Genomic DNA, 26,659 nt, shown 5'->3' with positions numbered 1-26,659 from the left:
TGGGTCATCCTGGAGTGGCGAGGCCGGACAGGCGCAAGCGGTTGCGGCCGCCGCGTTTGGACTCGTAGAGCGCGGCGTCGCCAAGTTCGATCAGCGCATCCAGACTGGCTGGTGGTTTGTCGAACAGGGCGCCGCCGATACTCAAGGTCACCGCAGCGGACGTGGGATAGGTGTGCGACGCCAGGGCCAGAAACTGTTCGCGCAAGGCATTGCCCAGTTCAAGGATAGCTTCGGGCGAGGCGTTGTTGAGCAACATCAAAAACTCATCGCCACCCAGGCGCGCGGTCAGCGCATTCGCCGGCAGCTGGGCGCGGATCATCTCGCTCAAGGCAATCAGCAAGCGGTCGCCGGCGATATGCCCGTACTGGTCGTTGACCAGTTTGAAGTTGTCGATATCGATCAACAGCAGCGCACCCGGTCTCTGCGCCGATACCCCGGCCAACAGGCGTGGCGTGCGTTTTTCCAGGGCGCGGCGGTTGTAGAGGGCGGTGAGCGGATCGCGCTCGGCGAGGCGGGCGATCTGCTTTTCCCGGCGATAACGCTCGGTGCCAGTCATCGACAGCGCAATCAACATGATCGCCATGGCGCCTTCGACCAGCGAGATCTGAATGATCTCGCCGCGAAACGCCGCCAGATCGATCAGCGTGCCGGGGATCACTACGGTCAGAGCCTTGGCCACATAAAAGATGCCGTGGCCGAGCAGCACATAGCGCAGTTGCACCGCGCCGACGCTCAATGACTTGCCGTGCGGACGCAGCAGCGAACTGGCCTTCAGCGTGGGGATGGCTACCAGCAGCGAGTTGGCCACCAGCATGGCCTTGGACCACAGCGGTCCGTCCGGCAACGTCAACATGATCAGCCATGTCGCGAAAATCAGATACCACGCCGGCGACAGTCGGGTCTGGGTGAAACGCGCCACGCCGAGCAGGAAAAAGAAATGTGCGGTCACCAGCAGGCCGTTGGCGAACCAGATGCCCAGCAGCAGAAAACCGCTGCTGCGCAGCAGAGCGAGGGTGGAACCGATGGTGATGGTGGCGAAACCGGCGCTCCAGAACAGCAGCGAAGGCTCACGGATGCTGCGCCATTCGACCGCCAGATACAGCGCGGCAGCGGCTGCGAGGGCGATCGTGATGGTCAGCATCGTTGGCGGGTCGAGCGGCATTTCCGGGCAAGCCTGTATGTATGGCAATAGGCCTGCGATTGTAAGCGTTTGGTCAGGTTTTTCGCAGGGGGCGCGTCGCCGGGCAGACCACTGGCGCTCCGGTGGTCACTCTTTTGGGCTTAGCCACGTGTCTACCACGCGGCGATCGAGCTCTTCCCAATAGGCCATGCCCAGCACTCGTGTGGTGTTGAGCCCGCGCAGGTAACCGCGCAGTTGCTGGGCAGTGTCGCGGATCAGTTGCGCATCGCGGATGTTTTTGTCCAGCAGGATGCTTTCGTACTGCACCAGATATTCGGCCACGCGCTCGCGGAAATCGGGCAGCACGGCGTCACGGATCAGATCGAACGTTCTCAAGGCGAGACCCTCATCATTTTTCTTGGATGCATCCAGTGTGCATCAGTCTGCGCGACACGCAACTATTGCTGGAAGTAATAGTGACCATCAAGAAACGCAAGTTCTGCTTTGTCAGCGATCGGCGGAAAATCGCCTCCATCGAAGACGCAGCTCAAGGAAATTGCGCGATGAACATTCTGACTCGACTGGCAATGATCGCCCTGCTGATGGGCGGGGTGGTTACCGCACCGGCTTACGCAGACGACGCCCGGTCGTGTCACCTGCAACCCATCGCCGCCAGTGCCTCGGCGTTGCAGCATACGCAGACCGTTGGGGTGTTGTTGAGCGAAAACACACTGCAGAACCTGCAATATTTGGAGCGCTACCACGACATGGCGCTCAATGGCGCGAAAGATGCGCTGGATTCGCGAATTCGCGACGCCTTTGTTGGCAGCTCCGACCCGGAACTGGCGCTCGACTGGCTGGTGAGTTCGCTGCAGCAACAGTTCGTCTCGGTGACCGTTTACGACAATCTGGATGAACTGCTTCAGGCCCATCCGGATGTGGTGGTCAAGCTCGATACCTTCAATCGCTTGCTGACCCAACGCAACAGTCTGGTCGAGGCGCGCTTCTCTGCACGGTTCTACGACGCCGACCTGCAATACATCGGCAAGGCCGAGGGGGCAATCGAGCAGGAGCTGCCTTCGGTCTGGGTGCGTGACCGGGCGGCGCCGCAGATCGCGGCACAGATCAATCAGCAGCGTGATCTGCAACTCAATGCGCTGAAGCAATTCGATGTGTCGCTCAAGGCCCTGGTGGCGTCGAGCTGATTCTCCAAAAAATTGAATGGCAGCGGCGATCCCGTGAAGTCGAACCGTTGCCGGTTGAACCGAACCTTTATTTTCAGGATTACCCCGATGCGTCCTTTATTCGTGCCAGCCATGGCTTTTGTTTCCCTTTTGCTCGGCGGTTGTGCTTCGGCGCCGAACGATCCGACTCTGACGTTGCAGACCAGCAAGACGCCGGCGCAGTACGCCGATTGCGTGGTGCCGAAGTTGCAGGGCAGTGCGTTGAATCCGACGGTTTCGCAGAGTCAGCGCAGTTATCGGATTGTGGTGCCGAGCAAGGTGGCGGCGGACAACGTGCTGGAGGCGTACAAGGCGGGGAAGGGTGGCAAGGTGTTCATTTATGAGCGGCATTTGCTGGCGTCGAATCTGTTGCCTTCGAGTTTTGAGCGGGCGGCTCAGGAGTGCATTTGATCTGAGCGCCTGGATGGTTTTTTTATAGAGCTCCTTTGGTTGGCCGCAACCAACCAATTTTTTGGCCCCACACTGGTTTTCGGTTGTGGGGTTTTTTTTGTGGACTTGGCGGCCTTTGGGCCGACCATGCTCTTCGGGTTTTGGGTGTATATCCGTTTCTGCGGGTGTGGCTGATTACGGTTCCGTTCTTACAGCGGGTCACTTTTTCAAACGCCAAAAAGTAACCAAAAGGCTGCGCCCTGACGTTCGGCCCGCTCGCTGGGGCTCGGGGTTCCTTCGCTCCGGGATCGATCCGGGCGCAGCGGCTCCGGTTTGCTTCGCTGCACCTCCTTGCGCTGTGTACGACTGAGTCGTACGGTCGCTGCGCTCCCACCCCGGATCAATCCCTCCACTCAGCCTGCCGACGGGCTCCAGGATCAAAAGCTTTACTCGAGCTAACGCTCATCGTGTGTAGGAGCTGCCGAAGGCTGCGATCTTTTGCTTTTGCTTTTGCTTTTCTGTGGGAGCTGGCTTGCCAGCGAAGGCGGCCTGACAGCCGCCCCGTTTCTCACTGAATGTATGCAATCAAACCTGTGGGAGCGAGCCTGCTCGCGAAAGCGGTATGTGCCGCGATTGCGAACAGCGCTTCGGAACCGGTTCACCCCGTCACACACCCAACCGGCACTTTTCCCGCAAACGTATCTACCAGACTCGCCACCACCATTTCCCCCATCCGCGCGCGGGTCTGCAAGGTTGCGCTGGCCCGATGCGGTTGCAGCACCACCTGTTCATTACCCAACAACGCCTCAGGCACATTCGGTTCATCGACAAACACATCCAGCCCAGCCCCGGCAATCTCGCCAGCCGCAAGCGCGGCCACCAGATCCGCCTCATTCACCAGTTTGCCCCGGGCGACGTTGACCAGATAACCGTCTTTGCCCAGCGCTTGCAGCACTTGCGCGTCGATGATCGCTTCGCCCTTGTCCGCCGCCGCGGCGAGAATCAGGGCGTCGCTGTCGCGGGCCAGTTGTTTGAGGTCGGCGATGAAGGTGTGGGGGACGTCGCTCATCGGTTGCAGGTCGGTGTAGCTGATCGGGCAGCCGAAGGCGGCGGCGCGGGTGGCGATGGCGCGGCCGACGCGGCCCATGCCGACGATGCCGATGCGCATGCCTGAGACTTGCCGGGCCAGCGGCAGGGGCGCGAGTGGGGTCGGGCTTTGCGGCCATTGGCCGGAGCGGACGTAGCGGTCGCTGGTGCACAGGCCCCGACAGACCGAGATGAGCAGGCCGATCGCGAGGTCGGCGACGTCTTCGGTGAGGGCGCCGATGGTGGCGGTGACGCGGATGCCACGATCGCGGGCGTAGGCCAGATCGACGGCGTCGGTGCCGACGCCGTTGACCGCGACCACTTCCAGGTTCGGCAGTTGCGCCATCAGCGCCTGGCTGATGCCGGTGTGGCCACCGGTGATCACGCCGCGGATGTTGGCGCCGTGTTCTTTTATGTAGGCGGGTTTGTCCGCTTGCTGGAAGTAGCGGCGTACGCTGAACAGTTCGTCCAGACGTGCGTTGATTTCCGGGATCAGGATCGGGCTCAGTTGCAGGATTTCTGGCTTCATGGCTACCTCGTTACGCAATAAAAAGGCCGGCTCAACCGCGGCCGGCAAACGGCATGGCGCTGGCCATGACGGTCATGTTCAGGACGTTGGCCGACAGCGGCAGGCCGGCGATGTAGCGCACTGCATCGGCGACGTGTTTGACGTCGACCATCGGCTCGACGGCGATGCTGCCGTTGGCCTGGCGTACGCCTTTGGTCATGCGCACCGACATTTCCGTCAGGGCATTGCCGATGTCGATCTGGCTGCAGGCAATGTTGAATTCGCGGCCGTCCAGCGCCAGGGATTTGGTCAGGCCGAGCACGGCGTGTTTGCTCGCGGTGTAGGCGCTGCTGAACGGACGCGGCGTGTGTGCGGAAATCGAACCGTTGTTGATGATCCGCCCGCCCTGTGGCTGTTGTTTGCGCATCAGCCCGAAGGCGCCGCGAGCGCATAGGAAGACGCCGTTGAGGTTGGTGTCGATCACGTTGCGCCACTGCTCGAAGGTCAGCTCGTCCAGCGGCACGGCGGGGGCGTTGACGCCGGCGTTGTTGAAGACCACATCGAGGCGCCCGTAGACCTCGGCAATCGTCGCGAACAGCACGTCGACACTGGCCGGATCACGCACGTCGGTGGGTACCGCCAGCGCTTGATGACCCTGGCTCTGCGCCAGTTCGACCAGCGCTTGCAAGGGCTCGGGCCGGCGTCCGGCGAGTACAAGGGTGAAACCGTCGGCCATCAGGCCCAGCGCCACGGCGCGGCCGATGCCACTGCCGGCGCCGGTGACCAGCGCGACTTTCAAAGGGGTCGTCATATTGTTGTTCTCCTTTTTTCTCAATCCGCTGGTATCAGGACCGTGGGCCGACGCGCATTTCCAGGTGGCCGATGCCGTCGATGCCGGCGTTGATCACGTCGCCGGGTTGCAGACTGTCAACGCCGGCGGGGCTGCCGGTCATGATCAGGTCGCCAGCGCGCAGGGCCACGGATTGCGAGATGCGGCTGATCACTTCGCTGACCGACCAGATCTGGCTGTCGAGGTTGTCGCGCTGGCGTTCTTCGCCGTTGACGTTCAGCCACAACTCGCCTTCGGGATGGCCGCAGCGGCTCACCGGGACCACGGCGGTCATCGGCGCGGCGCCGTCGAACACCTTGGCGCCTTCCCACGGCAGGCCGTTGCTTTTGGCCGCGCGTTGCACATCGCGGCGGGTCAGGTCGAGGCCGGCGGCGTAGCCCCACACGTAGGCGAGCGCTTGATCCTCGGGGATATTGGCGCCGCCTTCACCGATGGCGACGACCAGTTCGATTTCGTGAACGAAGTCCTCGCACACTGTTGGGAAGGCGACGTCGCCGACGGCATCGACCACGCAGCTCGGCGGTTTCATGAAAAACACCGGCGGCTGGCGCGACTGGCCTTGAGTGTCCGGCCATGGGTAGTTGCGGCCGACACAGAACACCCGGCCGACCGGGAAGCGTTGCTCGGTGCCGAGTACCGGCAAGGTCACGGGCAGATCCGGGGTAAAGACGTATTCAGTCATGTTCATCCTGCGGGTCATCCTGTTTGAAAGGGCAGCGTACGGCGGCTGGCGTCGGCGAAGTTGGACGAAAGCCGCCTGCGTTTGGACAAATCCGGTTTTTTGAGCTCAGCGCACCTTCAGTTCGATGCGATACAGGCGCCCGAGCAGCAACGAGTAGGAGAGCGTGCCGATCAGCGCCACGCCGCTAATGAACCAGAAGGCATAGGCGAAGGTGCCGGTGGCGTGAACGATGGCGCCGATCACGATCGGCGTGACGATGCCGCCGATGTTCGCGGCGAGGCTGGTAATGCCGCCAGTGAGGCCGATCAGCTCTTTCGGCGCCACTTCCGAGACGGCCGCCCACGACGAAGATGCGATGCCTTGGGCGAAGAAGGCGATGGTCAACACGGCGATGCAGATCAGGTTGGAGTCGGTGAAGTTCACCAGCACGATCGACATGCCCAGCATCGAACCGACCACCAGCGGCAGCTTGCGCGCAAACGACATCGAGTAGCCGCGACGGATCAGCAGGTCGGAAACGATGCCGGCCAGCAGAATCCCCACGGTGGCACCGACGAAGGGCAGCACGGCGAAGATCCCGGCCTTGATCATGGTCAGTTTGCGTTCTTCGATCAGGTAGGTCGGGAACCAGGTGAGGAAGAAGTACAGCGCAGAGGTGCTGGCGAACTTGCCGATGCAGATCGCCCAGATCTGCCGATAGCTGAACAGCTCGGCAATCTGCCGCCAGTTGAAACGGGTGCGCTCCTGGCTGCTCTTGACCAGACCGCCGCCGGTTTCGATGTACTTCAATTCTTCCTGGCTGACTTTTTTGCAGTTCAGCGGATCGCGATACAGGTACAGCCACAGCACACCGAAGACGATGCCGAGTGCGCCGGTGCTGTAGAACACGTGGCGCCAGTCAAAAGTGGTCGCCAGCCACAGCAGCGCGCCGGTGAACAGCGCCGTGCCGAGGTACTGACCGCACACGTAAATGCTGCTGGCCATCCCGCGTTCCCGCGCCGGGAACCACACCGTCACGGCGCGGCTGTTGGCCGGGAAAGCCGGAGCTTCCATGGCGCCGACTGCCAGCCGCAGGCCGAACAGCGAGGCAAACCCCGTGGCGAAACCCTGGCAAACGGTGACGGTCGACCAGCTGATCAGCGATACGCCGTAGGTGAAGCGCGAGCCAAACCGGTCAGCGATAAACCCCGCCGGCACCAGCGCCAGCGCATAGGTCCAGGCGAAGGCGGAGAAAATCAGCCCCATCTCGATCTTGTCCAGACCCAGATCCTTGGCCATGAACGGCGCGGCGATCGAGATGTTCACCCGGTCGATGTAATTGATGATCGTCGCGATCAGCAGCAACGACAGCATGAACCAGCGCCGCCGGGTAGGCAGACGCTGCGCCGAAACGGCATCGCGTGCGCCGGCTATCACCGGCGGCACAGTGGCACTGGAGGAATGGGAGTTGGACATGCGGAGACCTCGTTATTGTTAGAAGAGTCGAGATTTTTCGAGCAGCCGATGCCGTTGCCCGCAACGTGTGGGGCAAGGCAACCGAACGGGTTGCAGCGCGGGTTTCAGACGTTCAGGAACGTCTTTGTGCAATTGACTTCAAGGGGAGGTCGGGCGGGGCGGCGAGGGGAAATAGTAGGATCATGACGTGCGCACCTTTGATTGTTTTTGAAAGAGGTCGGGCTGCGTTGATCATTACAGTGGTCGTACAACGTTTCTAAATCAACCGGCAGGTTAGAACGTTTTTTCTTGAAAAAAGCGGATTTGGCGAGAGTGTCCAAAAAGATAAATACATTAAGTTTCAATAAAGGGAGTTAGAAAGATCACCTAATCTATTGAATTAAAGACATTTGCTTTGAGCATTGGCGATTTATGCTTTTGGACACGCGCTTTCGGCACCCCACCATCAGAAAACAACTGCAAACGCCGTCGTCATCGTATGACTCATTGCCGAGCACCGCTCAACCCTGCAAGATGACAAGCGCCACCTCACTGCCCGGAGGACCTCCTGCCCATGTCTTCACCCAGCCGTATTCCGACCTACGTCATGCAGCAACGCAGCGAATTGACCGATTTCTACATTCGCGACAAAAAGGGCCGACGCGCCGAAACCGCTCCTCACCGGCATGAGTACTTCCAGATCCAGATCAACCTCGGTGGCGACACCGTGCAGCACATCGGCAGCGTGCAGCGGCCATTTCCGCGCAACACCCTGGCGTTCATCCTGCCGCATCGGGTACATGTGATTCCGCATCCCGAGGACAGCAATTTCATCGTCATCAATTTTTCCCAGACGTTTCTCTTGCCGCATCTACAGTGCGACCCGATGGATCTGGAAGAAGTGTCGATCCTGCTCGCGCCTGAACTGTCGCCGTTCCGCTTTCAGGAACACCTGGATTTCATTTTGGACGATGAGGATTTCGCTCAAGTCTGCGGTTTGATCGAGCAGATGCGCGCACTTGATGAGAACCGTCAGTTCGGCACGCGGGAAATGCTCAAGGGGCTCTTGCTGCAGATGATCGGCAGCGTGTGTTTTCTCTATGCCGAGCCGCTCAAGCGCCTGGCGGAAGAGAATGCTGCCGAGAACAGCCGTCGCGACGCCTTGAGCCGAATGTTCGAGTACTTGCGGAAGAACATCGCCGATCCTGATCTCAACCTGATCAAAGTCGCTGCTGCGACCTATCTGTCACCGACTTACCTGACGCACTGGCTGCGCAAGGAAATCGGCAAGACCTTCACCGAGCTGGTGCTGGAACGGCGCATGCACGCGGCGCGCAATTTCCTCCTCAACAGCACGCGCTCGGTGGGCGAAGTGGCGCGGTTGTGCGGGTTCGCCGATGAGGCTTATTTTTCCCGGCGATTTCGCCAGATTCATGGCCAGCCGCCGGGCCAGTTCCGTCGCCGCCAGCTCAACCCGGACACGCCGCAGACTCCCCTGAATACTTAGAACGGCGCTCAGACCCACTTGAAGCGCGCAGGGAAGCGCGCCACGAAGCAGGTGCCCGCTTCACGGTCGGACGTCACGCTCAAGGTGCCGTTGTGCGCATTGGCAATCTGCCCGGCGATGTACAGGCCCAATCCCAACCCTTCATGACGCTGGCCTGCTTCGGAACGCGAGAACGGTTCGAACAGCAGCGGCATCAGTGCAGGCGGGATCGGCGTGCCCTGGTTGGTCAGCGAGATAACGATTTCGTCGCCCTCGGCACGGGCCTTGAGCACGATCGGTTCGGCGATGGAACCGTGGGTGACCGCGTTGCCCAGCAGATTCGACAACAACTGACTGATGCGCAGCGGGTCGCAATAGACGCCGGCCGGCACCTCAAGCGCGGCAACAAACCTCGCCTGCGGGTACGCCACCTGGATTTCTTCGAGGGTCTGGCGCAGCGTTTGCTGTAAATCATCGACCAGTTTGCGCTGCACCGGGATGCCACTGCCGAGCCGGCCGCGGGCAAAGTCGAGGATGTTTTCGATCAGCACGCCCATGCGCACTGAGCTGGTACGGATCGCCGACAGTAGCGTGCGCGAACGCTTGTCCTCGGCTTTGCTTTGTAAAAGGTCGGCGCTCATGCGAATGGCGCTGAGCGGCGTGCGCAAGTCATGGCCCAGTACGGCTATGAATTGCTCGCGCAGACGGCCCAATTCATTGGCATCGGCCAACGCGGTTTTGGTCGCGTGCAAATGGCCTTGGGTATCCAGGCTCATCGCAATCAATTGGGCGAACAGGGTGAGGGTTTTCTCGACGGCCGGATCATCTAGGTTCGCCGGGACCGAATCAATGGCGCAGAGTGTGCCGAAAAACTCGCCATCGGCCTTGATGATCGGAATGGAAATGTAGCTTTCCAGGCCGTAGGTTTTCGGCGTGTGATGCGTGGAGAACACCGGATGTTGGCTGGCATGGCCGAAGATCACCGGCTGATGATGCTGACGGATTTCATGACAGATGGTCGATTCGAGCACCAGCTCGCCGCCGGGTAATAATCCGAAGTCGATCGAGTCATCAACGGCGCAGGCAATCCATTTGCTCTCGGTAACCCGTGCCACCGCTGCGAAGCGCATGCCGGTGATGTGCTTGACCATGCTCAGGATCACTGGCACAGCGTCAATGCTGCCAATGGCTTCGAGGTCGGAAGTGAAATCTGTCTGGGACATGGCCGGTGCTTCGCGATAGTGTCGCCAGAGACTATCGGTAATTCCCGGCCATGCCTAATGAACATGCAAAAAAGGCCGCCGGGAAAGTCCCGGCGCCCTTGGTGTTACAGGCTGAACGCTATCGACTCAGAACTTGTACTTCGCGGTCATCATGTAGCTGCGCGGGGTGCCGTAGTTGTCGGTCGAGCCCCAGGTCACGTCGGTGCCGATGGAGGAGTAGTACTTGCGATCGAAGATGTTGTTGGCGTTGACCTGCAGGTCGAGGTGCTTGTTGACCTCGTAACCGGCCATCAAGTCGGTGGTCGCATAGCCACCCTGTTGCAGGCGGTAGCTGCTGCCATTGGCCAGAGCGATGTCGTTGTACATGCGGCTCTGCCAGTAGATGTTGCCGCCCACGCGCAGTTTTTCCAGCGGGCCTTTGAAGCGGTAGACGGTGGAGACCTTGAACAGGTGCTCCGGCATATCGGTGTCGAACTTCTGATTATTGTTGGCCGGGTTTTCGTCCTTGATGTAGTGGGCGCGGGTGTAGGTGTAGCCGGCGCCGACTTGCCATTGCTCGGTCAGTGCACCCTGCAGTTCCATGTCAACGCCTTGAGCGCGGACTTTGCCGGAGGTTTCGTAGCAGGTCAGTTCCGGGCAGCCGAGCTGCGTCGCTGCCTGGGTGGCGCGGTTGGTCTGGTCCATCTGGAACACCGCGAGGCTGCCGTTCAGCGCTCCGTCGAAATACTCGCCCTTGATGCCGACTTCATAGTTTTCACCAACGATCGGCTCCAGCACTTTGCCGCCGAGGTCCTTCTGGGTTTGCGGGGTAAAGATGTCGGTGTAGCTGGCGTAGACCGAGTGATGGTCGTCGAGTTTGTAGATCAGGCCAGCGTACCGGGTCAGGTTGCGCGTGACCTTGAAGTCACCGTCGGCACTGCGATCGTCGTAGTCATACCAGTCCAGACGACTGCCGAGGATCAGCGTCAGCGGGTCGGCCAGGCTCAAGCGCGTGGTCAGGTAAACCGCATCCTGAGTGGTGACGTTGCGCGACTTGCCGCTACGGACGAAGTCAGGCTTGGGCGCGGCGATCGGCAGGCCGGTGTCGTAGGGCGAGTATTCCCTGGTGGTGGCGTCGTACACGCGATTGCTCGCGCCGACCACCAATTCGTGGGTGCGGCCGAAGGCTTCGAACGGGCCGCTGGCGAAACCGTCAAAGGCGCGTTGCTTGTCGGTGTGATGCGACTGGTAGGCGGTGGTTTCCAGCGGGCCGTTGTAGCGCGACAGGTACGTGCCGGAAAATTCGCCCTCGAGTGTCGACGTCGAGCCGCCGAGGTGCAGTTTCCAGTCGTTGTCGAAACGGTGTTCGACTTCACCGAACACGGTGTCGACCTGCAGCTTGCGGTTTTCCCAATCAGTGCCGGGGTAGGTGGAGCGGGGCAGGTCGAGGTGGTGGCCGTTTTCGCCGATCGGCAGGCCGCCCCAGAAATAGTTGGTCTGATCGTTTTGCCGCGAGAAGCCGAGGGTCGCGGTGGTGCTGTCGCTCAGGTCCGCTTCACCGATGGCATAAAACAGGCCGTGATCATTTTCTTCCTTGTCGCGGAAACTGTCCGCGCCCTGATAAGAAGTCACCACCCGGCCACGCAGGGTGCCGCTTTCGTTCAGGGGACTGGAGGCATCGACTTCGCCACGGTAGTCATCCCAACTGCCGGCGGCACCGGTGAGGGTTACGCGCTGATCGGCGGTCGGACGCTTGCGGACCATGTTGATCGCCGCCGACGGATTGCCGGCACCGGTGACCAGGCCGGTTGCGCCACGGACGATTTCCACTCGGTCGAACATCGCCAGGTTCGGTTGCACTGCCAAAGTGAATGGCGAATACGAGCTGGGCAGGCCGTCGTACATGATGTTATCGATGTCGAAACCGCGCGCCTTGTAAGTCTGCCGGCCCGGGCCGCTGGCCTCGCTGAGGAACAACCCCGGCGTGCCGCGCACCACGTCGTTGACGCTGGTCATGTTCTGATCGTCCATGCGCTGGCGAGTGATCACTGTCACCGCCTGCGGCGTTTCGCGCATGGTCAGCGACAGCTTGGTCGCGGTCTGCATCGGGCCGGTGGTGTAGGACTGCGAGTCTTCGGTGGTGCTGCTCATCTGCGTGGCGCCGATTTCGGTCGCTTGCAGTTCCAGCGGGCCATTGGCGGGCGCAGTCGAGGCAGCTTCCTCCGCCAGCACAGGTGCGATGCTGGCCATGCCGATGGCGATTGCGAGGAGGTTAGGTGAAAGGTTCGAACGGCGGTGGATCGTGTGAAACGACATCTATCTGCTTCCCCAGATTACCCAAACGAAACTGATGCGAGTGCATGTAAGAATTATTCGCATTAGTATGTAGGAAGTTTCCGAGGGAATAAACCCGTACGGGTCAGTTAGTTAATGATTTTTTCACAATTGGATTTGATGGCCTCCGCAAGCAAATGTGGGAGCGGGCTTGCTCGCGAAAGGGTTGGGTCAGACAACACGTTGGTTGAATGATCCACCGCATTCGCGAGCGAGCCCGCTCCCACATTTTTGCCCGGTGGTCGGTCAGACAGACCGCGTCTGGTTCAATTCAGATCTTCTGCCCCATGCCGCTCCGGCACCTGACTGTCTTCATCACCCCAGGTGCGGTTCACCCGTTGCCCACGCATGACCGCCGGCCGCTTGGCGATTTCTTCGGCCCAGCGCTGCACGTGGGTGTACTCATGCGCCGCGAGAAACTCCGCCGCCGAGTAAACATTGTTGCGCACCAGTTGCCCGTACCAGGGCCACACGGCGATATCAGCGATGGTGTACTCGTCGCCCGCCAGATAGGTGTTGTCGGCGAGACGGCGGTTGAGCACATCCAGTTGCCGTTTGGCTTCCATGGTGAAGCGGTTGATCGGGTATTCGAGTTTATCCGGCGCATACGCGTAGAAGTGCCCGAAGCCACCGCCCAGATACGGCGCCGAGCCCATTTGCCAGAACAGCCAGTTGAGGGTTTCGGTGCGACCGGCCGGATCCTTGGGCAGTAAGGCACCAAACTTTTCCGCGAGATAGAGCAGGATCGAGCCGGACTCGAACACCCGGATCGGCGGCTCGACACTGCGATCCAGCAGCGCCGGGATTTTCGAGTTCGGATTGACCTCGACAAAGCCGCTGGAGAACTGATCGCCCTCGCCGATGCGGATCAGCCAAGCGTCGTATTCGGCCTCGCTGTGCCCGAGTGCGAGCAACTCTTCGAGCATGATCGTGACCTTGACGCCATTGGGCGTGGCCAGCGAATACAGCTGCAACGGATGCTTGCCGACCGGCAGCTCTTTGTCATGAGTCGGCCCGGCAACCGGGCGGTTGATGCTGGCGAAGTGGCCGCCGGACGGGGCTTCGTGTTTCCAGACCTTGGGCGGAACGTAAGACGCATTGCTCATGAAACGGACCTCGTCGATGCTGGGAGAGAACAGATGGACACCGTAGGGAAAAATTCCGCCGGGTGCCAGCGGTGGGCGGTTATTCATATCGAATGATGCAAACCGATCCGCCGTCTTCGCGAGCAGGCTCGCTCCCACAGGGGTATGTATTGGACAGAGAAACAGGGTTCACCCGAATTCAGTGTGGGAGCGAGCCTGCTCGCGAAAGCGTCGCCAGGGTCGCCGCGCCTAACGGCTCCAATATTGCCCAACAGCACCCCCGACTCCCTGCACCGGATCTGTCTCAGGAAACGCCAGCCCCACGATCCGCGCCAACTGCGCATCACTCGGCGCGGCGCGGCAAATATCCGCCTGCTGCCCCGGCGGATAAGCACCCACCACGAGAAAATCCTCGCTCGATCCCAGATTGCAGTGCCCGGTCCCGGCCGGCAGCAACAACACATCCCCGGCACTGACGTCGACAATTTGCCCGTCCGGTCCGCCCAGCATCAACCGCGCCTGTCCCGCCGCCACGCCAAGCACTTCATGGCCTTCGGTGTGGTAGTGGTGATAGTCGTAAATCCCGTAGCGCCACTGCGCCGGCCAGCCATTGGCGCCGAACGTCTGCTCGAAGCGCGCCGCCGGGTCGTCGCCCTCGATGGCCATCGCGCCGCGATAGATCAGCACCGGCAAACGCGGATTGTTCGGTACCCAGTCATGGCGTTCGAGCAGCAGGGTTTGCACTTCAGTCATGGCCCATCCTCCTTAGATCATTTCTCAATCGACCACAGAGCAGGGCGCACGCCTCAAAAAAATCATTGCCGCGCAAACATGGCGCCGAAGTTGATGCCCGGACAATCCAGCGAAACTTCACTGCGCAACGGGCTGTCCAGACCCTTACATGTCTATGCACCGGCCAATGGCGAGGAACGAGATGACGATGACAGTAGGGGATTTTCTGGTTGAACGGCTCAGCGAATGGGGCGTGACGCGGATTTTTGGCTATCCGGGCGATGGCATCAACGGCGTGTTTGGTGCCATGAGTCGGGCCAAAGGCAAGATCGAATTCGTTCAGGCACGGCACGAGGAAATGGCTGCATTCATGGCTTCGGCCCACGCCAAGTTCACCGGCGAGCTGGGCGTGTGCATCGCCACCTCCGGCCCCGGCGCTTCGCACTTGATCACCGGCCTCTACGACGCGCGCATGGACCATATGCCAGTGCTCGCCATTGTCGGTCAGCAGGCACGCACGGCGCTGGGCAGCCACTACCAGCAGGAGCTTGATCTGGTATCGATGTTCAAGGACGTCGCCGGTGCGTTTGTGCAGCAGGCCTCGGCGCCGTCACAGGTGCGTCATCTGCTTGATCGTGCGGTGCGTACTGCGGTAGGCGAGCGCCGCGTCACCGCACTGATTCTGCCCAACGATTTGCAGGATCTGCCCTACGATCACCCGGCGCGCGCCCATGGCACCGCGCATTCCGGCGTCGGTTACAGCAAGCCGAAAGTCGTGCCTTATGAAAGCGATCTGCAACGCGCCGCCGAGGTCCTCAACAGCGGCGAGAAAGTCGCGATTCTGGTCGGCGCAGGCGCGCTGGAGGCGACTGATCAAGTCATCGCCGTGGCGGAAAAACTCGGCGCCGGTGTCGCCAAAGCGCTGCTGGGCAAAGCCGCATTGCCCGACGATTTGCAGTGGGTGACCGGCAGCATCGGCCTGCTCGGCACCGAGCCCAGCTATAAGCTGATGAGCGAGTGCGACACCTTGTTGATGATCGGTTCGGGCTTCCCGTATTCCGAGTTTCTGCCCAAGGAAGGCCAGGCGCGCGGGGTGCAAATCGACTTGCAGCCGGACATGCTCAGCCTGCGTTATCCGATGGAGGTCAATCTGGTCGGCGATTCAGCAGACACCCTCGCCGCGTTGCTGCCGCTGCTGGAACAGAAAACCTCGAACAAGTGGCGCAAGAAGATCGAAGGCTGGCGCAGCAGTTGGGAGAAAACCCTGGAAAGACGCGCGATGGCCAAAGCCGATCCGGTCAACCCGCAACGGGTGGTCTATGAGTTGTCACCGCGTTTGCCCGAGCAGGCGATTATCACCAGCGATTCCGGCTCCTGCGCCAACTGGTTCGCCCGTGACCTGAAAATCCGTCGCGGCATGAAGTGCTCGTTGTCCGGTGGCCTGGCTTCGATGGGCGCGGCGGTGCCCTATGCGATCGCAGCGAAATTCGCCTTTCCCGAGCGTCCGGTCATCGCCCTGGTCGGCGATGGCGCGATGCAGATGAACAACATGGCCGAGCTGATCACCGTCGCCAAATACTGGCGCCAATGGCAGAGCCCGAAATGGATCTGCGCGGTGTTCAACAACGAAGACCTCAATCAGGTCACCTGGGAGCAGCGGGTGATGGAGGGGGATCCGAAGTTCGAGGCGTCGCAAAGCATTCCCGACGTGCCGTATCACCTGTTCGCGATTTCCATTGGCCTGAAGGGCATCTTCGTTGATCGTGAAGAAGAGGTGGCGGCGGCCTGGGAACAGGCGCTTGCCTCGGAAGTGCCGGTGCTGATCGAGTTCAAGACCGACCCCAACGTGCCGCCGCTTCCGCCGCACATCAAGCTTGAGCAAGCGAAGAAATTCGCCACGACCCTGCTCAAAGGCGATCCGGACGAAGCCGGGGTGATCGTGCAGACTGCCAAGCAGGTGCTGGGCGCCGTGTTGCCCGGGAAGAAATGACGGTGTGCGCTTGAACGCGCCAGCGAACTACATCGGTTGCGCCGGCTGGAGTCTCGCTCGCGAGCACTGGCCGGCATTCCCCGCCGATGGCACGCACCTGCAACGCTACGCCGCGCGCTTCAACTGTGTGGAAATCAACAGCTCGTTCTACCGTCCGCATCGGCGCCAGACCTACGAGCGCTGGGCCGACTCGGTGGCGCCGGACTTTCGCTTCGCAGTCAAAGTGCCGAAGCTCATCACTCATGAGCAACGGCTGGCGGACAGCGCAGCTGCCCTTGATGAGTTTCTCGGACAGTGCCAAGGCTTGGGTGATCGACTGGGCTGCCTGCTGGTGCAACTGCCACCGAAACTTGCCTTTGAGGCGCCGGTCGCCGAGGCGTTTTTTCGTGCCCTGCGCGAGCGGTTCAAAGGCAGTGTGGTGCTGGAGCCACGACACCAATCGTGGGTTGAGGCTGAGGCAATGCTGGTGGATCTGCAGATTGCGCAAGCGGTGGTCGATCCCTCGCGGATCAGCACCGACACCGCGCCGGGTGGCTGGCAGGGCCTGCAGTATTGGCGCCTGCACGGCTCGCCACGGATTTATCACAGCGCTTATGAAGCGGCCTATCTGCAACAGCTTGCTCAGAACCTGCGGCGCGCCAGGGCCGGGGGCAAAGACATCTGGTGCATCTTCGATAACACCGCCAGCGGTGCCGCTACAGCCGATGCGCTGGCTTTGAAGGCGTTGATCGAAGGCGTTGAAGGCTGAACGACGACGCTCTCGCCACCCACACAAACGATCCGGCTACAGGTAAACTCCGCGCACTTTTTCAAGGAGTTCACATGAGTTACTACCAGCCGGGCATTCTCGCCACCCCTGTTCCTGCGCAAGCACGTCATTTGTTTTTCGCTCTGGCGTCGGTTGAAGCCTTGCCGCAAGCGATCGACAGCCTGCTGATGCTGGTGGATGGCAAGTCGGCGGTGCTCGGTTTTGGTGAGTCGTTGACCAAGGCGCTGAATGTCGAAATCGCCGGCCTGCGCAGCTTCCCGGCGCTGACTGGCGTCGGCGTGAACAACCCGTCGACCCAGCACGCCCTGTGGATCTGGTTGCACGGTGTCGACCGGGGTGAGCTGCTGAATCGTTGCAACGCTATCGAAGCCGCGCTGGCCCCGGCCTTGCGTCTGGTCGAGATGCAGGAAGCCTTCCGCCACATGGACGGCCACGACCTCACCGGTTACGAGGACGGCACGGAAAACCCCCACGATGACGCCGCTGTCGCCGCCGCGCTGCTGAGCAGTGGCGCGGACGGGCTGGTCGGTGGCAGCTTCGCCGCGATCCAGCAATGGCAGCACGACCTCAAGGGTTTTCATCGCCTGTCTGCCGGCGCCAAGGACGACATCATGGGACGGCGCTTGAGCGATAACGAAGAAATCGACGACGCGCCAATCTCCGCCCACGTCAAACGCACCGCGCAAGAGAGCTTCGCGCCGGAAGCGTTCGTCGTGCGCCGCTCGATGCCATGGATTGAAGGCGATCGTGCCGGTTTGATGTTCCTCGCCTTCGGCTTTTCGCTGGATGCCTTCGAAGCACAGCTGCGGCGCATGAGCGGCCTGGAGGACGGTATCGCCGATGGCCTGTACCAGATCAGCCGACCGATCACGGGCGGTTACTACTGGTGTCCGCCACTCAAGGACGGACGCCTTGATTTGCGCGCGTTGCGCATCGGCTGAGGACTGAATATGAATGTGGTGCGCTGGGGCATGATCGGTTGCGGCAGCGTCGCTGAACGCAAGAGCGGGCCGGCTTTCTACAAGGCCCCGGGTTCGGCGCTGGTCGCGGTGATGGGGCGACGCCTCGAAGCCGTCACCGATTACGCTTCGCGTCACGGTATCAGCCGCGTCTACACCGATGTCGATGCACTGATCAACGATCCCGAAGTGGACGCGGTGTACATCGCCACGCCACCCGACAGCCACCACGCCTACAGCCTGAAAGTCGCCGCCGCCGGCAAGCATTGCTGCGTGGAAAAGCCCATGGCGCTCAACGCCGGACAAAGCCGCGCGATGCAGCAAGCGTTTGCCGCAGCCGGTCTGCACTTGTTCGTTTCGTATTACCGCCGCTCGCTGCCGCGTTTTGCCCAGGTTCGGCAATGGCTGGAGCAGGGGCGCATAGGTGACGTCCGCCACCTGAGCTGGACGCTGACCAAAGCGCCGTCACTCGTGGATCTCGAAGGGCGCGATAATTGGCGCACTGATCCGGCGGTGGCGGGCGGCGGCTACTTTGCCGATCTGGCCAGCCATGGTTTGGACCTGTTTCAGTATCTGCTTGGCGACATCGTAGAAGTCGCTGGTTTCACTTCGCATCAGGCGGGTTTGTACGCGGCGGAAGATGCGGTCAGCGCCACTTGGCGGTTCGCCTCCGGGGCGCTGGGCATGGGCTGCTGGAACTTTGTTGCGGACCGCCGTGAGGATTGCGTCGAGATCATCGGCAGCAAAGGGCGCATCGGTTTTTCCGTGTTTGACGAGCATCCGGTGCAGTTGGATGCCGATGAGCAACTCAGCCTGGAGATTGCCCATCACGAGCATATCCAGTGGCATCACGTGCTGGCGATGAATGCGCATATTCGGAGTCAATCCGACCATCCTGCCGTGGCCGAGCAAGCCGTCAAGACCGACTGGGTCATGGACCGGATCCTCAGACGCTGAATAGCTCACAATCCCCTGTGGGAGCGAGCCTGCTCGCGAAAGCGGTGTGTCAGTCACGGAGGTATTGACTGACAGAATGCTTTCGCGAGCAGGCTCGCTCCCACAGGTCTTCCGGCGCAACGCGCATCTAAGGTTATGCCCAAACAATATTTCTCAACCTCGTCATAACATCTCTAAGATCACGTCATAACTCGTTATGACAAGTGATCCCGCGATGACCGATAACGTTCTCTCCCTCAGTAGCGTTCCGCTGCACACCCAACTGCGTGATGTCCTGCGTGCGCGGATTCTCGACGGTGAATACCCTCAAGACAGCCAGATGCCTTCCGAAAGCGAGCTGGGTGCGCTGTTCAAAGTCAGCCGCATCACCGTGCGCCAGGCGCTGGGCGATCTGCAAAAGGAAGGGCTGATCTTCAAGATCCACGGCAAGGGCACCTTCGTCGCCAAGCCGAAAACCTTTCAGAACGTCAGCAGCCTGCAAGGCCTTGCCGAGTCGATGACCGGGCGCGGCTACGAGGTGATCAACCGCCTGCGCAGTTTCAGATTCATTCCGGCCGACAAGCGTGTGGCCGAGCGCCTGCAGGTGGTTGAAGGCGAGATCGTCGCGCAGATCAAACGCGTACGGCTGATCAATCGCGAGCCGATCTCGCTGGAAATCACCTACCTGCCCAAAGCGGTCGGCGAACGGCTAGAGAAGGCCGATCTGGTCACTCGCGACATCTTTCTGATCCTGGAAAACGATTGCGGCATCGCCCTCGGCCACGCCGATCTGGCCATCGACGCGGTACTCGCCGACAGCGATCTGACCCAGGCGCTCGACGTCGAAGCCGGATCGCCGATCATGCGCATCGAGCGTCTGACCCACGATGCGCAAGGCCAGCCGCTGGACTTCGAACACCTTTATTACCGTGGCGATGCGTTCCAGTACCGCCTGCGGATCGACCGGCAAAAAGGGGAGCAGGCATGACCCGCAACGTTCTAGAACAGGAATACGACATCGTCGTGATTGGCGGCGGTACGGCCGGGCCGATGGCGGCGATCAAGGCCAAAGAGAAGAACCGCGATTTGCGCGTATTGCTGGTCGACAAGGCCAACGTCAAACGCAGCGGCGCGATCAGCATGGGCATGGACGGCCTGAACAACGCGATCATCCCCGGCCACTCGACGCCGGAGCAATACACCAAGGAAATCACCATCGCCAACGACGGCATCGTCAATCAGGCTGCGGTGTATGCCTATGCGACGCACAGTTTTGAAACCATCGAACAACTCGACCGCTGGGGCGTGAAATTCGAGAAAGACGAAACCGGTGACTACGCGGTGAAAAAGGTCCACCACATGGGCGCCTATGTACTGCCAATGCCGGAAGGGCACGACATCAAGAAAGTTCTGTATCGGCAGTTGAAACGTGCGCGGGTGAGCATCACCAATCGCCTGGTTTGCACGCGTTTGCTGACTGACGAGGAGGGCGCGGTCAACGGTGTGATGGGCTTCGATTGTCGCACTGCCGACTTCCATGTGATCAAGGCCAAAGCGGTGATTCTCGCCTGCGGCGCAGCCGGACGTCTTGGCCTGCCGTCGTCGGGCTACCTGATGGGTACTTACGAAAACCCGACCAATGCGGGTGACGGCTACGCGATGGCCTATCACGCAGGGGCTGAACTGGCCAATCTCGAGTGCTTCCAGATCAATCCGTTGATCAAGGATTACAACGGCCCGGCCTGCGCCTACGTCACTGGCCCGCTGGGTGGCTATACCGCCAACAACAAGGGCGAACGCTTCATCGAGTGCGACTACTGGAGCGGGCAGATGATGTGGGAATTTCACCAGGAACTGGAAAGCGGCAACGGTCCGGTGTTTTTAAAACTCGATCACCTGGCCGAGGAAACCATCCAGAACATCGAGGAAATCCTGCACAGCAACGAGCGCCCGAGCCGTGGTCAGTTCCACGCCAATCGCGGCACCGACTACCGCACGCAGATGGTTGAAATGCACATTTCGGAAATCGGTTTTTGCAGCGGCCACTCGGCGTCAGGTGTGTGGGTCAACGAGCGTGCCGAGACCTCGGTGAAGGGTTTGTACTCGGCCGGCGACATGGCTGCGGTGCCGCACAATTACATGCTCGGCGCGTTCACTTATGGCTGGTTCGCCGGGCACAACGCGGCGGACTTTGTCGCCGGTCGCGAGTTTTCGGCACTGGACAGCGAGCAGATCGCCAAGGAGAAAGCCCGGGTCTATGCGCCGCTCGATCGCGCAGACGGCCTGCCACCGGCGCAGGTGGAATACAAGCTGCGCCGCTTCGTCAACGACTACCTGCAACCGCCGAAAGTGACCAAAAAAATGCAGATCGGCCTGCAACGCTTCAGCGACATCGAGCGCGATCTTGAACAGATGAAGGCCAACAACGCTCACGAATTGATGCGTGCGATGGAAACCAGCGTGATCCGCGACTGCGCCGAAATGGCCGCCCGCGCCTCGTTGTTCCGCGCTGAAAGCCGCTGGGGCCTGTACCACTACCGTGTCGATCATCCGCAACGCAACGACACCGAGTGGTTCTGCCATTGCCATCTGAAGAAGGGCGAGGACGGCAAGATGACCAGTTTCAAGAAAGCCGTCGAGCCTTACATCATCCCGCTCGATGCCGAAGAAATGCAGGCCTATGACCGCCTGCGGGTCGGTGCCTTCGCCGCTTGAGACATCATTTTTCAGAGAGTCCGAACCATGGCTTATCAAGCTCAGGAAATTTTCTTCCGCTCCAACGCGCCGGTCACCGTCGACGAGGACAAATGCATCGCCGACAAGGGTTGCACCGTGTGTGTCGACGTCTGCCCGATGGACCTGCTGGCGATCAACCCGGCCACGCAAAAGGCCTACATGGCGTTCGATGAATGCTGGTACTGCATGCCGTGCGAGAAGGATTGCCCGACGGGGGCGGTGAAGGTCGACATCCCTTATCTCCTGCGTTGAAACCCGGTCGAAGGTGGGAGGGGGCTTGCTCCCGAAGAGGCCGGCATTGCTGGCATCACCCTTGACTGAAAAAACGCATTCGGGAGCAAGCCCCCTCCCACAAAGGTTTCCCACATTCAATGGTGTGGCAAGCCATTAGCTACCCGGAAAACCCGGACGCTGGATTCACCGAAAACCCCTCGTTTCCCACCGCGCCCTGATCGCGGCGGAGACGAACTTCTAACAAATGATTCGAGGGGAAACACTCATGTTGCGTGCAGCACTCGCCGGTCTGGTACTGGCTTCATTCAGCTTGTCGGCCTCGGCCGAAACCATCCGCATCGCCATCGGCACTCAGGACACCACCATCAACTGCGCCGCCGGCGGCCTGTTGATCCGTGAACTCGGTCTGCTGGAAAAATACCTGCCCCACGATGGCGCCTACAAAGACGCGAAGTACGACGTGCAATGGAAGAATTTCACCAGTGGCGCGCCGCTGACCAACGAGATGGTCGCCGGCAAACTCGACTTTGGCGCCATGGCCGATTTCCCCGGTGCGTTCAACGGTGTGGCATTCGAAACGGCGGGCAAGCACAGCCTGTTCATCAGCGTATTGTCGGGCAGCATCAAGGGCAGCGGTAACGGCATCGTCGTGCCGAGCGCCTCGGCCGTGCAGAGCTTGAGTGAGCTCAAGGGCAAGACCATCTCGGTGCCGTTCGCCTCCACCGCCCACGGCATGTTGTTGCGCGCCGTGGCAGAGCAGGGCTGGGACCCGCTCAAGGATGTCAATATCATCGCCCAGCCACCGGAAGTCGCCGGCTCGGCGTTGCAGGCCGGAAAAATCGACGCCCACGCCGATTTTGTGCCCTTCGCCGAGCTGTTCCCGAGCCGTGGCTTCGCCCGCAAGATCTACGACGGCGCCCAGGCCAACGCACCGACCTTCCATGGCGCACTGGTGGATCAGGCCTACGCCAGGAAGTACCCGGAAATCGTCGTCGCCTACCTGCGTGCCAGCATCGAAGCCAACCAACTGCTCGCGGCCGAACCGGAGAAGTACAGCGAACTGATCGCCAAAGTCACCGGCGTCGATGCTGAGGTCAACTACCTGTTCCACGGCCCGTTGGGCGTGCAGACCCGCGACCTGAGCTGGAAACCTGAATACCGCCAGGCCGTCGGCACCGCCATCGATACCTTGAAGCTGCTGAAGAAAGCCGATCGCGGCCTCGACCTGAACAGCTTCATCGACGACCAGTACATCCGCGCCGCCTTCAAGGCTTCGAACCTCGATTACAGCGCGCAACTGGCCAACTACGCGCAGACGCCGTTGCCGGGTGTGGATGCAGCGACGGGCAAAGCCATCACCGATGTCAGCCATGTCGCGGAAATCTGGGTGCGTGGCGAGGAAAAAGTCCGCCGTTACGGCTCGGCTGAAGCGGCGTTCACCGCGCTGGCGGCGTTGAAGCAGGAGGGCAAGAACGTTCGGGCGGTGTATGCGCAGGCCAGTGACAGCGGGATCAAGTTGCTCGCTGAGCAGGCGTGGTTTGCCAGCGATGCCAAGGGTCGCCTCAGCGCATTTCTGCTCAAGGGCCAGGCTCAACAATACGCTGCGACGCAGGGTGGCAAGGTGTTCGATTTCAGCGATGCCACTGCGCAGGTCGTTGCCGTGCGCTAACCCCAAAAAACACTGCATTCCCCCTGTAGGAGCTGCCGAAGGCTGCGATCTTTTGACTTTGTTTTTTAAGATCAAGATCGAAAGATCGCAGCCTTCGGCAGCTCCTACAGGGATCTGGTTGAGAGGAATATTCGTGTATCGATCCTGTTTGCGCTGGATTCCGAGGACGGGCTCGCTGTTGCTCTGCCTGATCTTCTGGCAACTCGCCGCCAGCCACCACTGGAACCTCGGCCTGGTCACCTTCGCCAACGTGCCGACGCCACTGGCGGTGATCGAAGCCGCGCTGGGGCTGGGCGACTCCGGCAAACTCTGGCAACACCTGAGCAGCAGCCTGGGCCGCGTCTTCGCCGGCTATCTGGCAGCGTTGATCATCGGCATCGCCCTGGGCCTGGCCATCGGCCGGTCGAAATGGGCTGAGGATTTGCTGTTGCCGCCACTGGAAGTCCTGCGCCCGATCCCCGCCGTGGCGTGGATTCCGCTGGCGATCCTGATGTTTCCGTCCTCGGAGTTGTCGATGGTTTTCATCACTTTCACCGGCGCGCTGTTCCCGATCCTGCTCAATACCGTGCACGGCGTCGAAGGCGTTGATCCGCGCCTGATTGCCTCGGCGAAGAGCCTCGGGGCAGGGCGTCGGGCGATTCTGCTGGAAGTGATTCTGCCGGGCGCTGCGCCGAGCATCATCACTGGCCTGGCGATCGGCATGGGCACTTCGTGGTTCTGTCTGGTGACGGCGGAAATGATCTCCGGGCAGTTCGGTATCGGTTACTACACCTGGGAGTCCTACACCATTCAGAACTACGCCGACATTGTCGTCGGCATGCTCCTGATCGGCGTGTTGGGCATGGGCAGCAGTTGGCTGATCAAACGCCTGGGCGGCTTGTTCACGCCTTGGCATCGACCGCGAGGCAAAGCCTGATGAGCGTCATGCAAACCCCGGAAGGGCGGATCGACATTCGCCAGTTGTCCATCGTCCTCGGCCAGGGCCGCGAGGCTTTCGAAGCGGTGCAGGGCCTCGATTGTCAGATCGAACCCGGCCAGTTCGTGTGCATTCTCGGCCCGTCCGGTTGTGGCAAGTCGACCTTGCTCGGCGCCCTGGCCGGCCACTTGAGCGCGAAATCCGGCAGCCTGAAAGTCGACAGCACCGAGGTGGCCGGCCCATCACCACAGCGCGGCATGGTGTTCCAGCATCACACGCTGTTTCCGTGGCGCACGGTGCGCGACAACGTCGCCTTCGGCCTGAAGATGCGCGGCGTCGGCAAGGCTGAGCGGCATCGCGCCGCTGATGAAATCCTCAAACTGGTCGGCCTCGAAGGCTTTGCCGAACGTTGGCCGGATCAACTCTCCGGGGGCATGCAGCAACGGGTCGAGATCGCCCGGGTGCTGGTCAATCGCCCGCGCCTGTTGCTGATGGACGAGCCGTTCGGCGCGCTGGATGCGTTGACCCGCTTGAACATGCAGGAACTGCTGCTGGACATCTGGACGCGCATCCGCACCACGGTGGTTTTCGTCACCCACGACATCGATGAGGCATTGTTTCTCGCCGATCGCTTGCTGGTGATGAGCGCGCGACCGGGGCGGATCATCGAAGACTTGCGTCTGGATTTCCCTCGTCCGCGTACCAGTGAACTGGTGACCAGCCCGGAATTCGCGCGCCTGAAACGCCATTGCCTCGACCTGCTGCGCCACGACAACGACCGACCGCTGCCGCGCCTCAATCCGCTCGGCCTGCCTCCTGAAAACCCTTTGCCGCGATTTGCCCTATGACTTCTATTTTTGCTGTGACCGACAACGAAGAGATACTCGCCCTGCAACCGCGCCTGACGGCTGAAGACGCCGGCGTGCGGCGCATTGCCCTGATCGATCTGGCCGATCTGGAGGAGCCGGATGGTTTGCTCTGGCTGGTTGATCGACTCCGGCAGGATCCCGCCGAGGACGTTCGCGCTGAGGCCGCACGATTGCTCGAAGCGTGGGAGGACGAAGCGGTCGTGCAAGCCTTGTGCGAAGCGCTGACGGACCCGGCGCCCGGGGTGCAATCGGCGGCTGCGCAAAGTCTGAGCCTGCTCAAGACTGCGGCGGCGGGGCGGGTCATTCTGCCGTGGACCACACATGCCGATATCAGTGTGCGCATCGCCGCCTTTCGGGCGTTACGCGAATTGCGCTTCGCCGAGGCCGCGCCGGCTGCCGTCGCCGCGTTGGAGGATGCCGATGCCAATGTGCGTCGCGAAGCGGTGGGCGTGCTCGGCTGGCTCAAACAGCTCGACGCGCTGCCAGCCCTGGCGCGCCTGGCCAGCGACGACCCGGACACCGAAGTGCGCCGCGCCGCCACCGGTGCGCTCGGTCTGGCCAGCGATGCCGAAGTGCTGCCGGCGTTGCGCCAGGCTTTGCACGACCCTGCCTGGCAAGTGCGCGAAGAAGCTGCGACCACGCTGGGCAAGGTTGGCCACAGCGACGCCGGCCCGGCCTTGGTCGATGCGCTGAGCGATGATTATTGGCAAGTGCGCCTGCGCGCTACTCGCAGCCTCGGCCGTTTGCGTTTCGTCCCGGCGCTCGACGCGTTGATCGACACCCTCGGCCATCGCATCAGCAACCTGCGCAAGGAAGCTGCGCTGGCCCTCGGTGAATTGAACGATCGCGGCGCCATGGCCGCGTTGCAGGCGGCGCAGGACGACGGCGATCCGGAAGTGCGTAAAGCCGTGCGCATCGCGTTGAGTCAGTTGCAATGAATCCGCTGGCGGTAGGGAACTCGCAGAGTGCACGCACGTTGCGCCTGAGCTGGCCGGACGGGCGTGAATCGTTGCTCACGCATGCCGATCTGCGCCGGCAATGCCCGTGCTCGCAATGCCGCGCGTTTCGCCTGCGCGGCGTCACGCCGCTGGTTGATGATCGCGTGCGCCTGATCGAGGTCACCCCACAGGGTTATGGCGTGCAACTGGTGTTCAGCGACGGGCATCAACGCGGGATTTACCCGTGGGCGTATCTGGCGCAACTGGGTTCCTGACTTTTCCTGGCCCCTGTGGGAACGATGAAGGTTGTCGATTTGTCCCCTGTCAATGTGTGAGCAGGCTTGCGCTGAAGATGGCGGCTTTGCCCCGGATCATTGTGGGAGCGAGCCTGCTCGCGAAAGCGGGCTGTCAGGCGATGATGATGCTGAATGTGCCACCGCCTTCGCGAGCAGGCTCGCTCCCACAGGGATTGTTGTTGCGCTGAAGATGGTGACTTTGCCCCGGATTATTG

The 26,659-nt window shown here is 61.2% G+C and carries 25 protein-coding genes; 15 read left to right on the top strand and 10 right to left on the bottom strand.

Going from position 1 to position 26,659, the window contains the following annotated elements; all coding sequences use genetic code 11:
• Positions 1 to 4 precede the first annotated feature (4 nt).
• Both AC4IHP_RS08910 and AC4IHP_RS08905 read right to left on the bottom strand, forming a co-directional pair.
• A complete protein-coding gene (locus AC4IHP_RS08910) occupies positions 5 to 1,162 on the bottom strand; it encodes a GGDEF domain-containing protein (RefSeq protein ID WP_460118697.1) in 1,158 nt (385 codons plus the stop codon).
• 105 nt (positions 1,163 to 1,267) lie between these two features.
• Entirely contained in the window at positions 1,268 to 1,516 is a 249-nt protein-coding gene (locus tag AC4IHP_RS08905; RefSeq protein WP_490831495.1) for a hypothetical protein, read from the bottom strand.
• Between the two features lie 167 nt (positions 1,517 to 1,683).
• Here AC4IHP_RS08905 and AC4IHP_RS08900 point away from each other — a divergent pair, with 167 nt between their 5' ends.
• Together AC4IHP_RS08900 and AC4IHP_RS08895 are read left to right on the top strand one after the other, a co-directional pair.
• Positions 1,684 to 2,325, top strand: coding sequence for an ATPase (locus tag AC4IHP_RS08900; RefSeq protein ID WP_490831494.1), 642 nt, complete (start codon positions 1,684 to 1,686; stop codon positions 2,323 to 2,325).
• A gap of 87 nt (positions 2,326 to 2,412) precedes the next feature.
• Positions 2,413 to 2,754: a YajG family lipoprotein gene (locus AC4IHP_RS08895; RefSeq protein ID WP_150742604.1), complete on the top strand. Its 342-nt coding sequence runs from the start codon at positions 2,413 to 2,415 to the stop codon at positions 2,752 to 2,754.
• Between the two features lie 637 nt (positions 2,755 to 3,391).
• Here AC4IHP_RS08895 and AC4IHP_RS08890 read toward each other — a convergent pair.
• The 4 genes from AC4IHP_RS08890 to AC4IHP_RS08875 all read right to left on the bottom strand — a co-directional run bounded on the left by AC4IHP_RS08890 (position 3,392) and on the right by AC4IHP_RS08875 (position 7,314).
• The gene (locus tag AC4IHP_RS08890; RefSeq protein ID WP_490831493.1) at positions 3,392 to 4,348 is read right to left on the bottom strand and encodes a 2-hydroxyacid dehydrogenase; all 957 of its coding nucleotides are present in this window, start codon (positions 4,346 to 4,348) and stop codon (positions 3,392 to 3,394) included.
• A 31-nt stretch (positions 4,349 to 4,379) separates the two neighbouring features.
• A complete protein-coding gene (locus AC4IHP_RS08885) occupies positions 4,380 to 5,138 on the bottom strand; it encodes an SDR family oxidoreductase (protein ID WP_056785129.1) in 759 nt (252 codons plus the stop codon).
• A gap of 34 nt (positions 5,139 to 5,172) precedes the next feature.
• Positions 5,173 to 5,865 (bottom strand): fumarylacetoacetate hydrolase family protein, encoded by a 693-nt coding sequence (locus tag AC4IHP_RS08880; RefSeq protein ID WP_460118705.1) that lies wholly within the window; start codon positions 5,863 to 5,865, stop codon positions 5,173 to 5,175.
• A gap of 99 nt (positions 5,866 to 5,964) precedes the next feature.
• The gene (locus tag AC4IHP_RS08875) at positions 5,965 to 7,314 is read right to left on the bottom strand and encodes an MFS transporter (RefSeq protein WP_490831492.1); all 1,350 of its coding nucleotides are present in this window, start codon (positions 7,312 to 7,314) and stop codon (positions 5,965 to 5,967) included.
• A gap of 553 nt (positions 7,315 to 7,867) precedes the next feature.
• On the opposite strand from AC4IHP_RS08875, the gene AC4IHP_RS08870 reads away from it, so the two are divergent.
• Complete coding sequence (locus AC4IHP_RS08870) at positions 7,868 to 8,800, top strand: helix-turn-helix transcriptional regulator (RefSeq protein ID WP_460118708.1); 933 nt, start codon at positions 7,868 to 7,870, stop codon at positions 8,798 to 8,800.
• Positions 8,801 to 8,808: 8 nt separating this feature from the next.
• Here AC4IHP_RS08870 and AC4IHP_RS08865 read toward each other — a convergent pair whose 3' ends face one another.
• The 4 genes from AC4IHP_RS08865 to AC4IHP_RS08850 form a co-directional block, all read right to left on the bottom strand.
• A complete protein-coding gene (locus tag AC4IHP_RS08865; RefSeq protein ID WP_490831491.1) occupies positions 8,809 to 10,002 on the bottom strand; it encodes a GAF domain-containing sensor histidine kinase in 1,194 nt (397 codons plus the stop codon).
• A 126-nt stretch (positions 10,003 to 10,128) separates the two neighbouring features.
• Positions 10,129 to 12,297, bottom strand: a complete 2,169-nt coding sequence (locus tag AC4IHP_RS08860; RefSeq protein WP_460118712.1) for a TonB-dependent siderophore receptor — start codon at positions 12,295 to 12,297, stop codon at positions 10,129 to 10,131.
• A gap of 284 nt (positions 12,298 to 12,581) precedes the next feature.
• Positions 12,582 to 13,421, bottom strand: a complete 840-nt coding sequence (yghU, locus tag AC4IHP_RS08855) for a glutathione-dependent disulfide-bond oxidoreductase (protein WP_490831490.1) — start codon at positions 13,419 to 13,421, stop codon at positions 12,582 to 12,584.
• 228 nt (positions 13,422 to 13,649) lie between these two features.
• Entirely contained in the window at positions 13,650 to 14,153 is a 504-nt protein-coding gene (locus AC4IHP_RS08850; protein WP_490831489.1) for a cupin, read from the bottom strand.
• A gap of 181 nt (positions 14,154 to 14,334) precedes the next feature.
• Here AC4IHP_RS08850 and AC4IHP_RS08845 point away from each other — a divergent pair, with 181 nt between their 5' ends.
• The 12 genes from AC4IHP_RS08845 (at position 14,335) to AC4IHP_RS08790 (ending at position 26,423) form a co-directional block, all read left to right on the top strand.
• On the top strand, positions 14,335 to 16,122 hold the full coding sequence (locus AC4IHP_RS08845; protein ID WP_490831488.1) for a thiamine pyrophosphate-requiring protein: 1,788 nt from the start codon (positions 14,335 to 14,337) through the stop codon (positions 16,120 to 16,122).
• 10 nt (positions 16,123 to 16,132) lie between these two features.
• Positions 16,133 to 16,870 carry a DUF72 domain-containing protein gene (locus AC4IHP_RS08840; RefSeq protein WP_490831487.1) on the top strand — a complete coding sequence of 246 codons (738 nt, stop codon included), beginning with the start codon at positions 16,133 to 16,135 and terminating at the stop codon, positions 16,868 to 16,870.
• 74 nt (positions 16,871 to 16,944) lie between these two features.
• Positions 16,945 to 17,832 carry a Dyp-type peroxidase gene (locus tag AC4IHP_RS08835; protein ID WP_490831486.1) on the top strand — a complete coding sequence of 296 codons (888 nt, stop codon included), beginning with the start codon at positions 16,945 to 16,947 and terminating at the stop codon, positions 17,830 to 17,832.
• A 9-nt stretch (positions 17,833 to 17,841) separates the two neighbouring features.
• Positions 17,842 to 18,807, top strand: a complete 966-nt coding sequence (locus AC4IHP_RS08830; protein ID WP_490831485.1) for a Gfo/Idh/MocA family protein — start codon at positions 17,842 to 17,844, stop codon at positions 18,805 to 18,807.
• Between the two features lie 214 nt (positions 18,808 to 19,021).
• Positions 19,022 to 19,774: a GntR family transcriptional regulator gene (locus AC4IHP_RS08825; protein WP_490831484.1), complete on the top strand. Its 753-nt coding sequence runs from the start codon at positions 19,022 to 19,024 to the stop codon at positions 19,772 to 19,774.
• Entirely contained in the window at positions 19,771 to 21,501 is a 1,731-nt protein-coding gene (locus AC4IHP_RS08820) for a fumarate reductase/succinate dehydrogenase flavoprotein subunit (RefSeq protein ID WP_460118726.1), read from the top strand. Before AC4IHP_RS08825 ends, AC4IHP_RS08820 begins: the two co-directional genes overlap by 4 nt.
• 27 nt (positions 21,502 to 21,528) lie before the next feature.
• Complete coding sequence (locus AC4IHP_RS08815) at positions 21,529 to 21,774, top strand: 4Fe-4S dicluster domain-containing protein (RefSeq protein ID WP_042559450.1); 246 nt, start codon at positions 21,529 to 21,531, stop codon at positions 21,772 to 21,774.
• Between the two features lie 226 nt (positions 21,775 to 22,000).
• Positions 22,001 to 23,425 (top strand): ABC transporter substrate-binding protein, encoded by a 1,425-nt coding sequence (locus AC4IHP_RS08810; RefSeq protein ID WP_490831483.1) that lies wholly within the window; start codon positions 22,001 to 22,003, stop codon positions 23,423 to 23,425.
• Between the two features lie 133 nt (positions 23,426 to 23,558).
• The gene (locus AC4IHP_RS08805; protein ID WP_490831482.1) at positions 23,559 to 24,341 is read left to right on the top strand and encodes an ABC transporter permease; all 783 of its coding nucleotides are present in this window, start codon (positions 23,559 to 23,561) and stop codon (positions 24,339 to 24,341) included.
• Entirely contained in the window at positions 24,341 to 25,189 is an 849-nt protein-coding gene (locus tag AC4IHP_RS08800) for an ABC transporter ATP-binding protein (RefSeq protein ID WP_490831481.1), read from the top strand. The genes AC4IHP_RS08805 and AC4IHP_RS08800 overlap by 1 nt, the downstream gene beginning before the upstream one ends.
• Positions 25,186 to 26,148, top strand: a complete 963-nt coding sequence (locus AC4IHP_RS08795; RefSeq protein ID WP_460118735.1) for a HEAT repeat domain-containing protein — start codon at positions 25,186 to 25,188, stop codon at positions 26,146 to 26,148. The genes AC4IHP_RS08800 and AC4IHP_RS08795 overlap by 4 nt, the downstream gene beginning before the upstream one ends.
• Entirely contained in the window at positions 26,145 to 26,423 is a 279-nt protein-coding gene (locus AC4IHP_RS08790) for a DUF971 domain-containing protein (protein WP_490831480.1), read from the top strand. Before AC4IHP_RS08795 ends, AC4IHP_RS08790 begins: the two co-directional genes overlap by 4 nt.
• Positions 26,424 to 26,659: the final 236 nt, after the last annotated feature.

This window comes from Pseudomonas sp. UF-293 (genome assembly GCF_058245595.1).
This window is presented reverse-complemented; position numbering and strand designations above follow the sequence as displayed.

Excerpts from the sequence above, each read along its gene's own strand:
- AC4IHP_RS08865 (WP_490831491.1), bottom strand. The coding sequence starts at position 10,002 with ATGTCCCAGACAGATTTCACTTCCGACCTCGAAGCCATTGGCAGCATT.
- AC4IHP_RS08850 (WP_490831489.1), bottom strand. The coding sequence starts at position 14,153 with ATGACTGAAGTGCAAACCCTGCTGCTCGAACGCCATGACTGGGTACCG.
- AC4IHP_RS08890 (WP_490831493.1), bottom strand. The coding sequence starts at position 4,348 with ATGAAGCCAGAAATCCTGCAACTGAGCCCGATCCTGATCCCGGAAATC.
- AC4IHP_RS08800 (WP_490831481.1), top strand. The coding sequence starts at position 24,341 with ATGAGCGTCATGCAAACCCCGGAAGGGCGGATCGACATTCGCCAGTTG.
- AC4IHP_RS08815 (WP_042559450.1), top strand. The coding sequence starts at position 21,529 with ATGGCTTATCAAGCTCAGGAAATTTTCTTCCGCTCCAACGCGCCGGTC.
- AC4IHP_RS08845 (WP_490831488.1), top strand. The coding sequence starts at position 14,335 with ATGACGATGACAGTAGGGGATTTTCTGGTTGAACGGCTCAGCGAATGG.
- AC4IHP_RS08900 (WP_490831494.1), top strand. The coding sequence starts at position 1,684 with ATGAACATTCTGACTCGACTGGCAATGATCGCCCTGCTGATGGGCGGG.
- AC4IHP_RS08790 (WP_490831480.1), top strand. The coding sequence starts at position 26,145 with ATGAATCCGCTGGCGGTAGGGAACTCGCAGAGTGCACGCACGTTGCGC.
- AC4IHP_RS08795 (WP_460118735.1), top strand. The coding sequence starts at position 25,186 with ATGACTTCTATTTTTGCTGTGACCGACAACGAAGAGATACTCGCCCTG.
- AC4IHP_RS08860 (WP_460118712.1), bottom strand. The coding sequence starts at position 12,297 with ATGTCGTTTCACACGATCCACCGCCGTTCGAACCTTTCACCTAACCTC.
- AC4IHP_RS08870 (WP_460118708.1), top strand. The coding sequence starts at position 7,868 with ATGTCTTCACCCAGCCGTATTCCGACCTACGTCATGCAGCAACGCAGC.
- AC4IHP_RS08885 (WP_056785129.1), bottom strand. The coding sequence starts at position 5,138 with ATGACGACCCCTTTGAAAGTCGCGCTGGTCACCGGCGCCGGCAGTGGC.
- yghU (WP_490831490.1), bottom strand. The coding sequence starts at position 13,421 with ATGAGCAATGCGTCTTACGTTCCGCCCAAGGTCTGGAAACACGAAGCC.
- AC4IHP_RS08810 (WP_490831483.1), top strand. The coding sequence starts at position 22,001 with ATGATTCGAGGGGAAACACTCATGTTGCGTGCAGCACTCGCCGGTCTG.
- AC4IHP_RS08880 (WP_460118705.1), bottom strand. The coding sequence starts at position 5,865 with ATGAACATGACTGAATACGTCTTTACCCCGGATCTGCCCGTGACCTTG.
- AC4IHP_RS08875 (WP_490831492.1), bottom strand. The coding sequence starts at position 7,314 with ATGTCCAACTCCCATTCCTCCAGTGCCACTGTGCCGCCGGTGATAGCC.
- AC4IHP_RS08910 (WP_460118697.1), bottom strand. The coding sequence starts at position 1,162 with ATGCCGCTCGACCCGCCAACGATGCTGACCATCACGATCGCCCTCGCA.
- AC4IHP_RS08895 (WP_150742604.1), top strand. The coding sequence starts at position 2,413 with ATGCGTCCTTTATTCGTGCCAGCCATGGCTTTTGTTTCCCTTTTGCTC.
- AC4IHP_RS08830 (WP_490831485.1), top strand. The coding sequence starts at position 17,842 with ATGAATGTGGTGCGCTGGGGCATGATCGGTTGCGGCAGCGTCGCTGAA.
- AC4IHP_RS08820 (WP_460118726.1), top strand. The coding sequence starts at position 19,771 with ATGACCCGCAACGTTCTAGAACAGGAATACGACATCGTCGTGATTGGC.
- AC4IHP_RS08825 (WP_490831484.1), top strand. The coding sequence starts at position 19,022 with ATGACCGATAACGTTCTCTCCCTCAGTAGCGTTCCGCTGCACACCCAA.
- AC4IHP_RS08835 (WP_490831486.1), top strand. The coding sequence starts at position 16,945 with ATGAGTTACTACCAGCCGGGCATTCTCGCCACCCCTGTTCCTGCGCAA.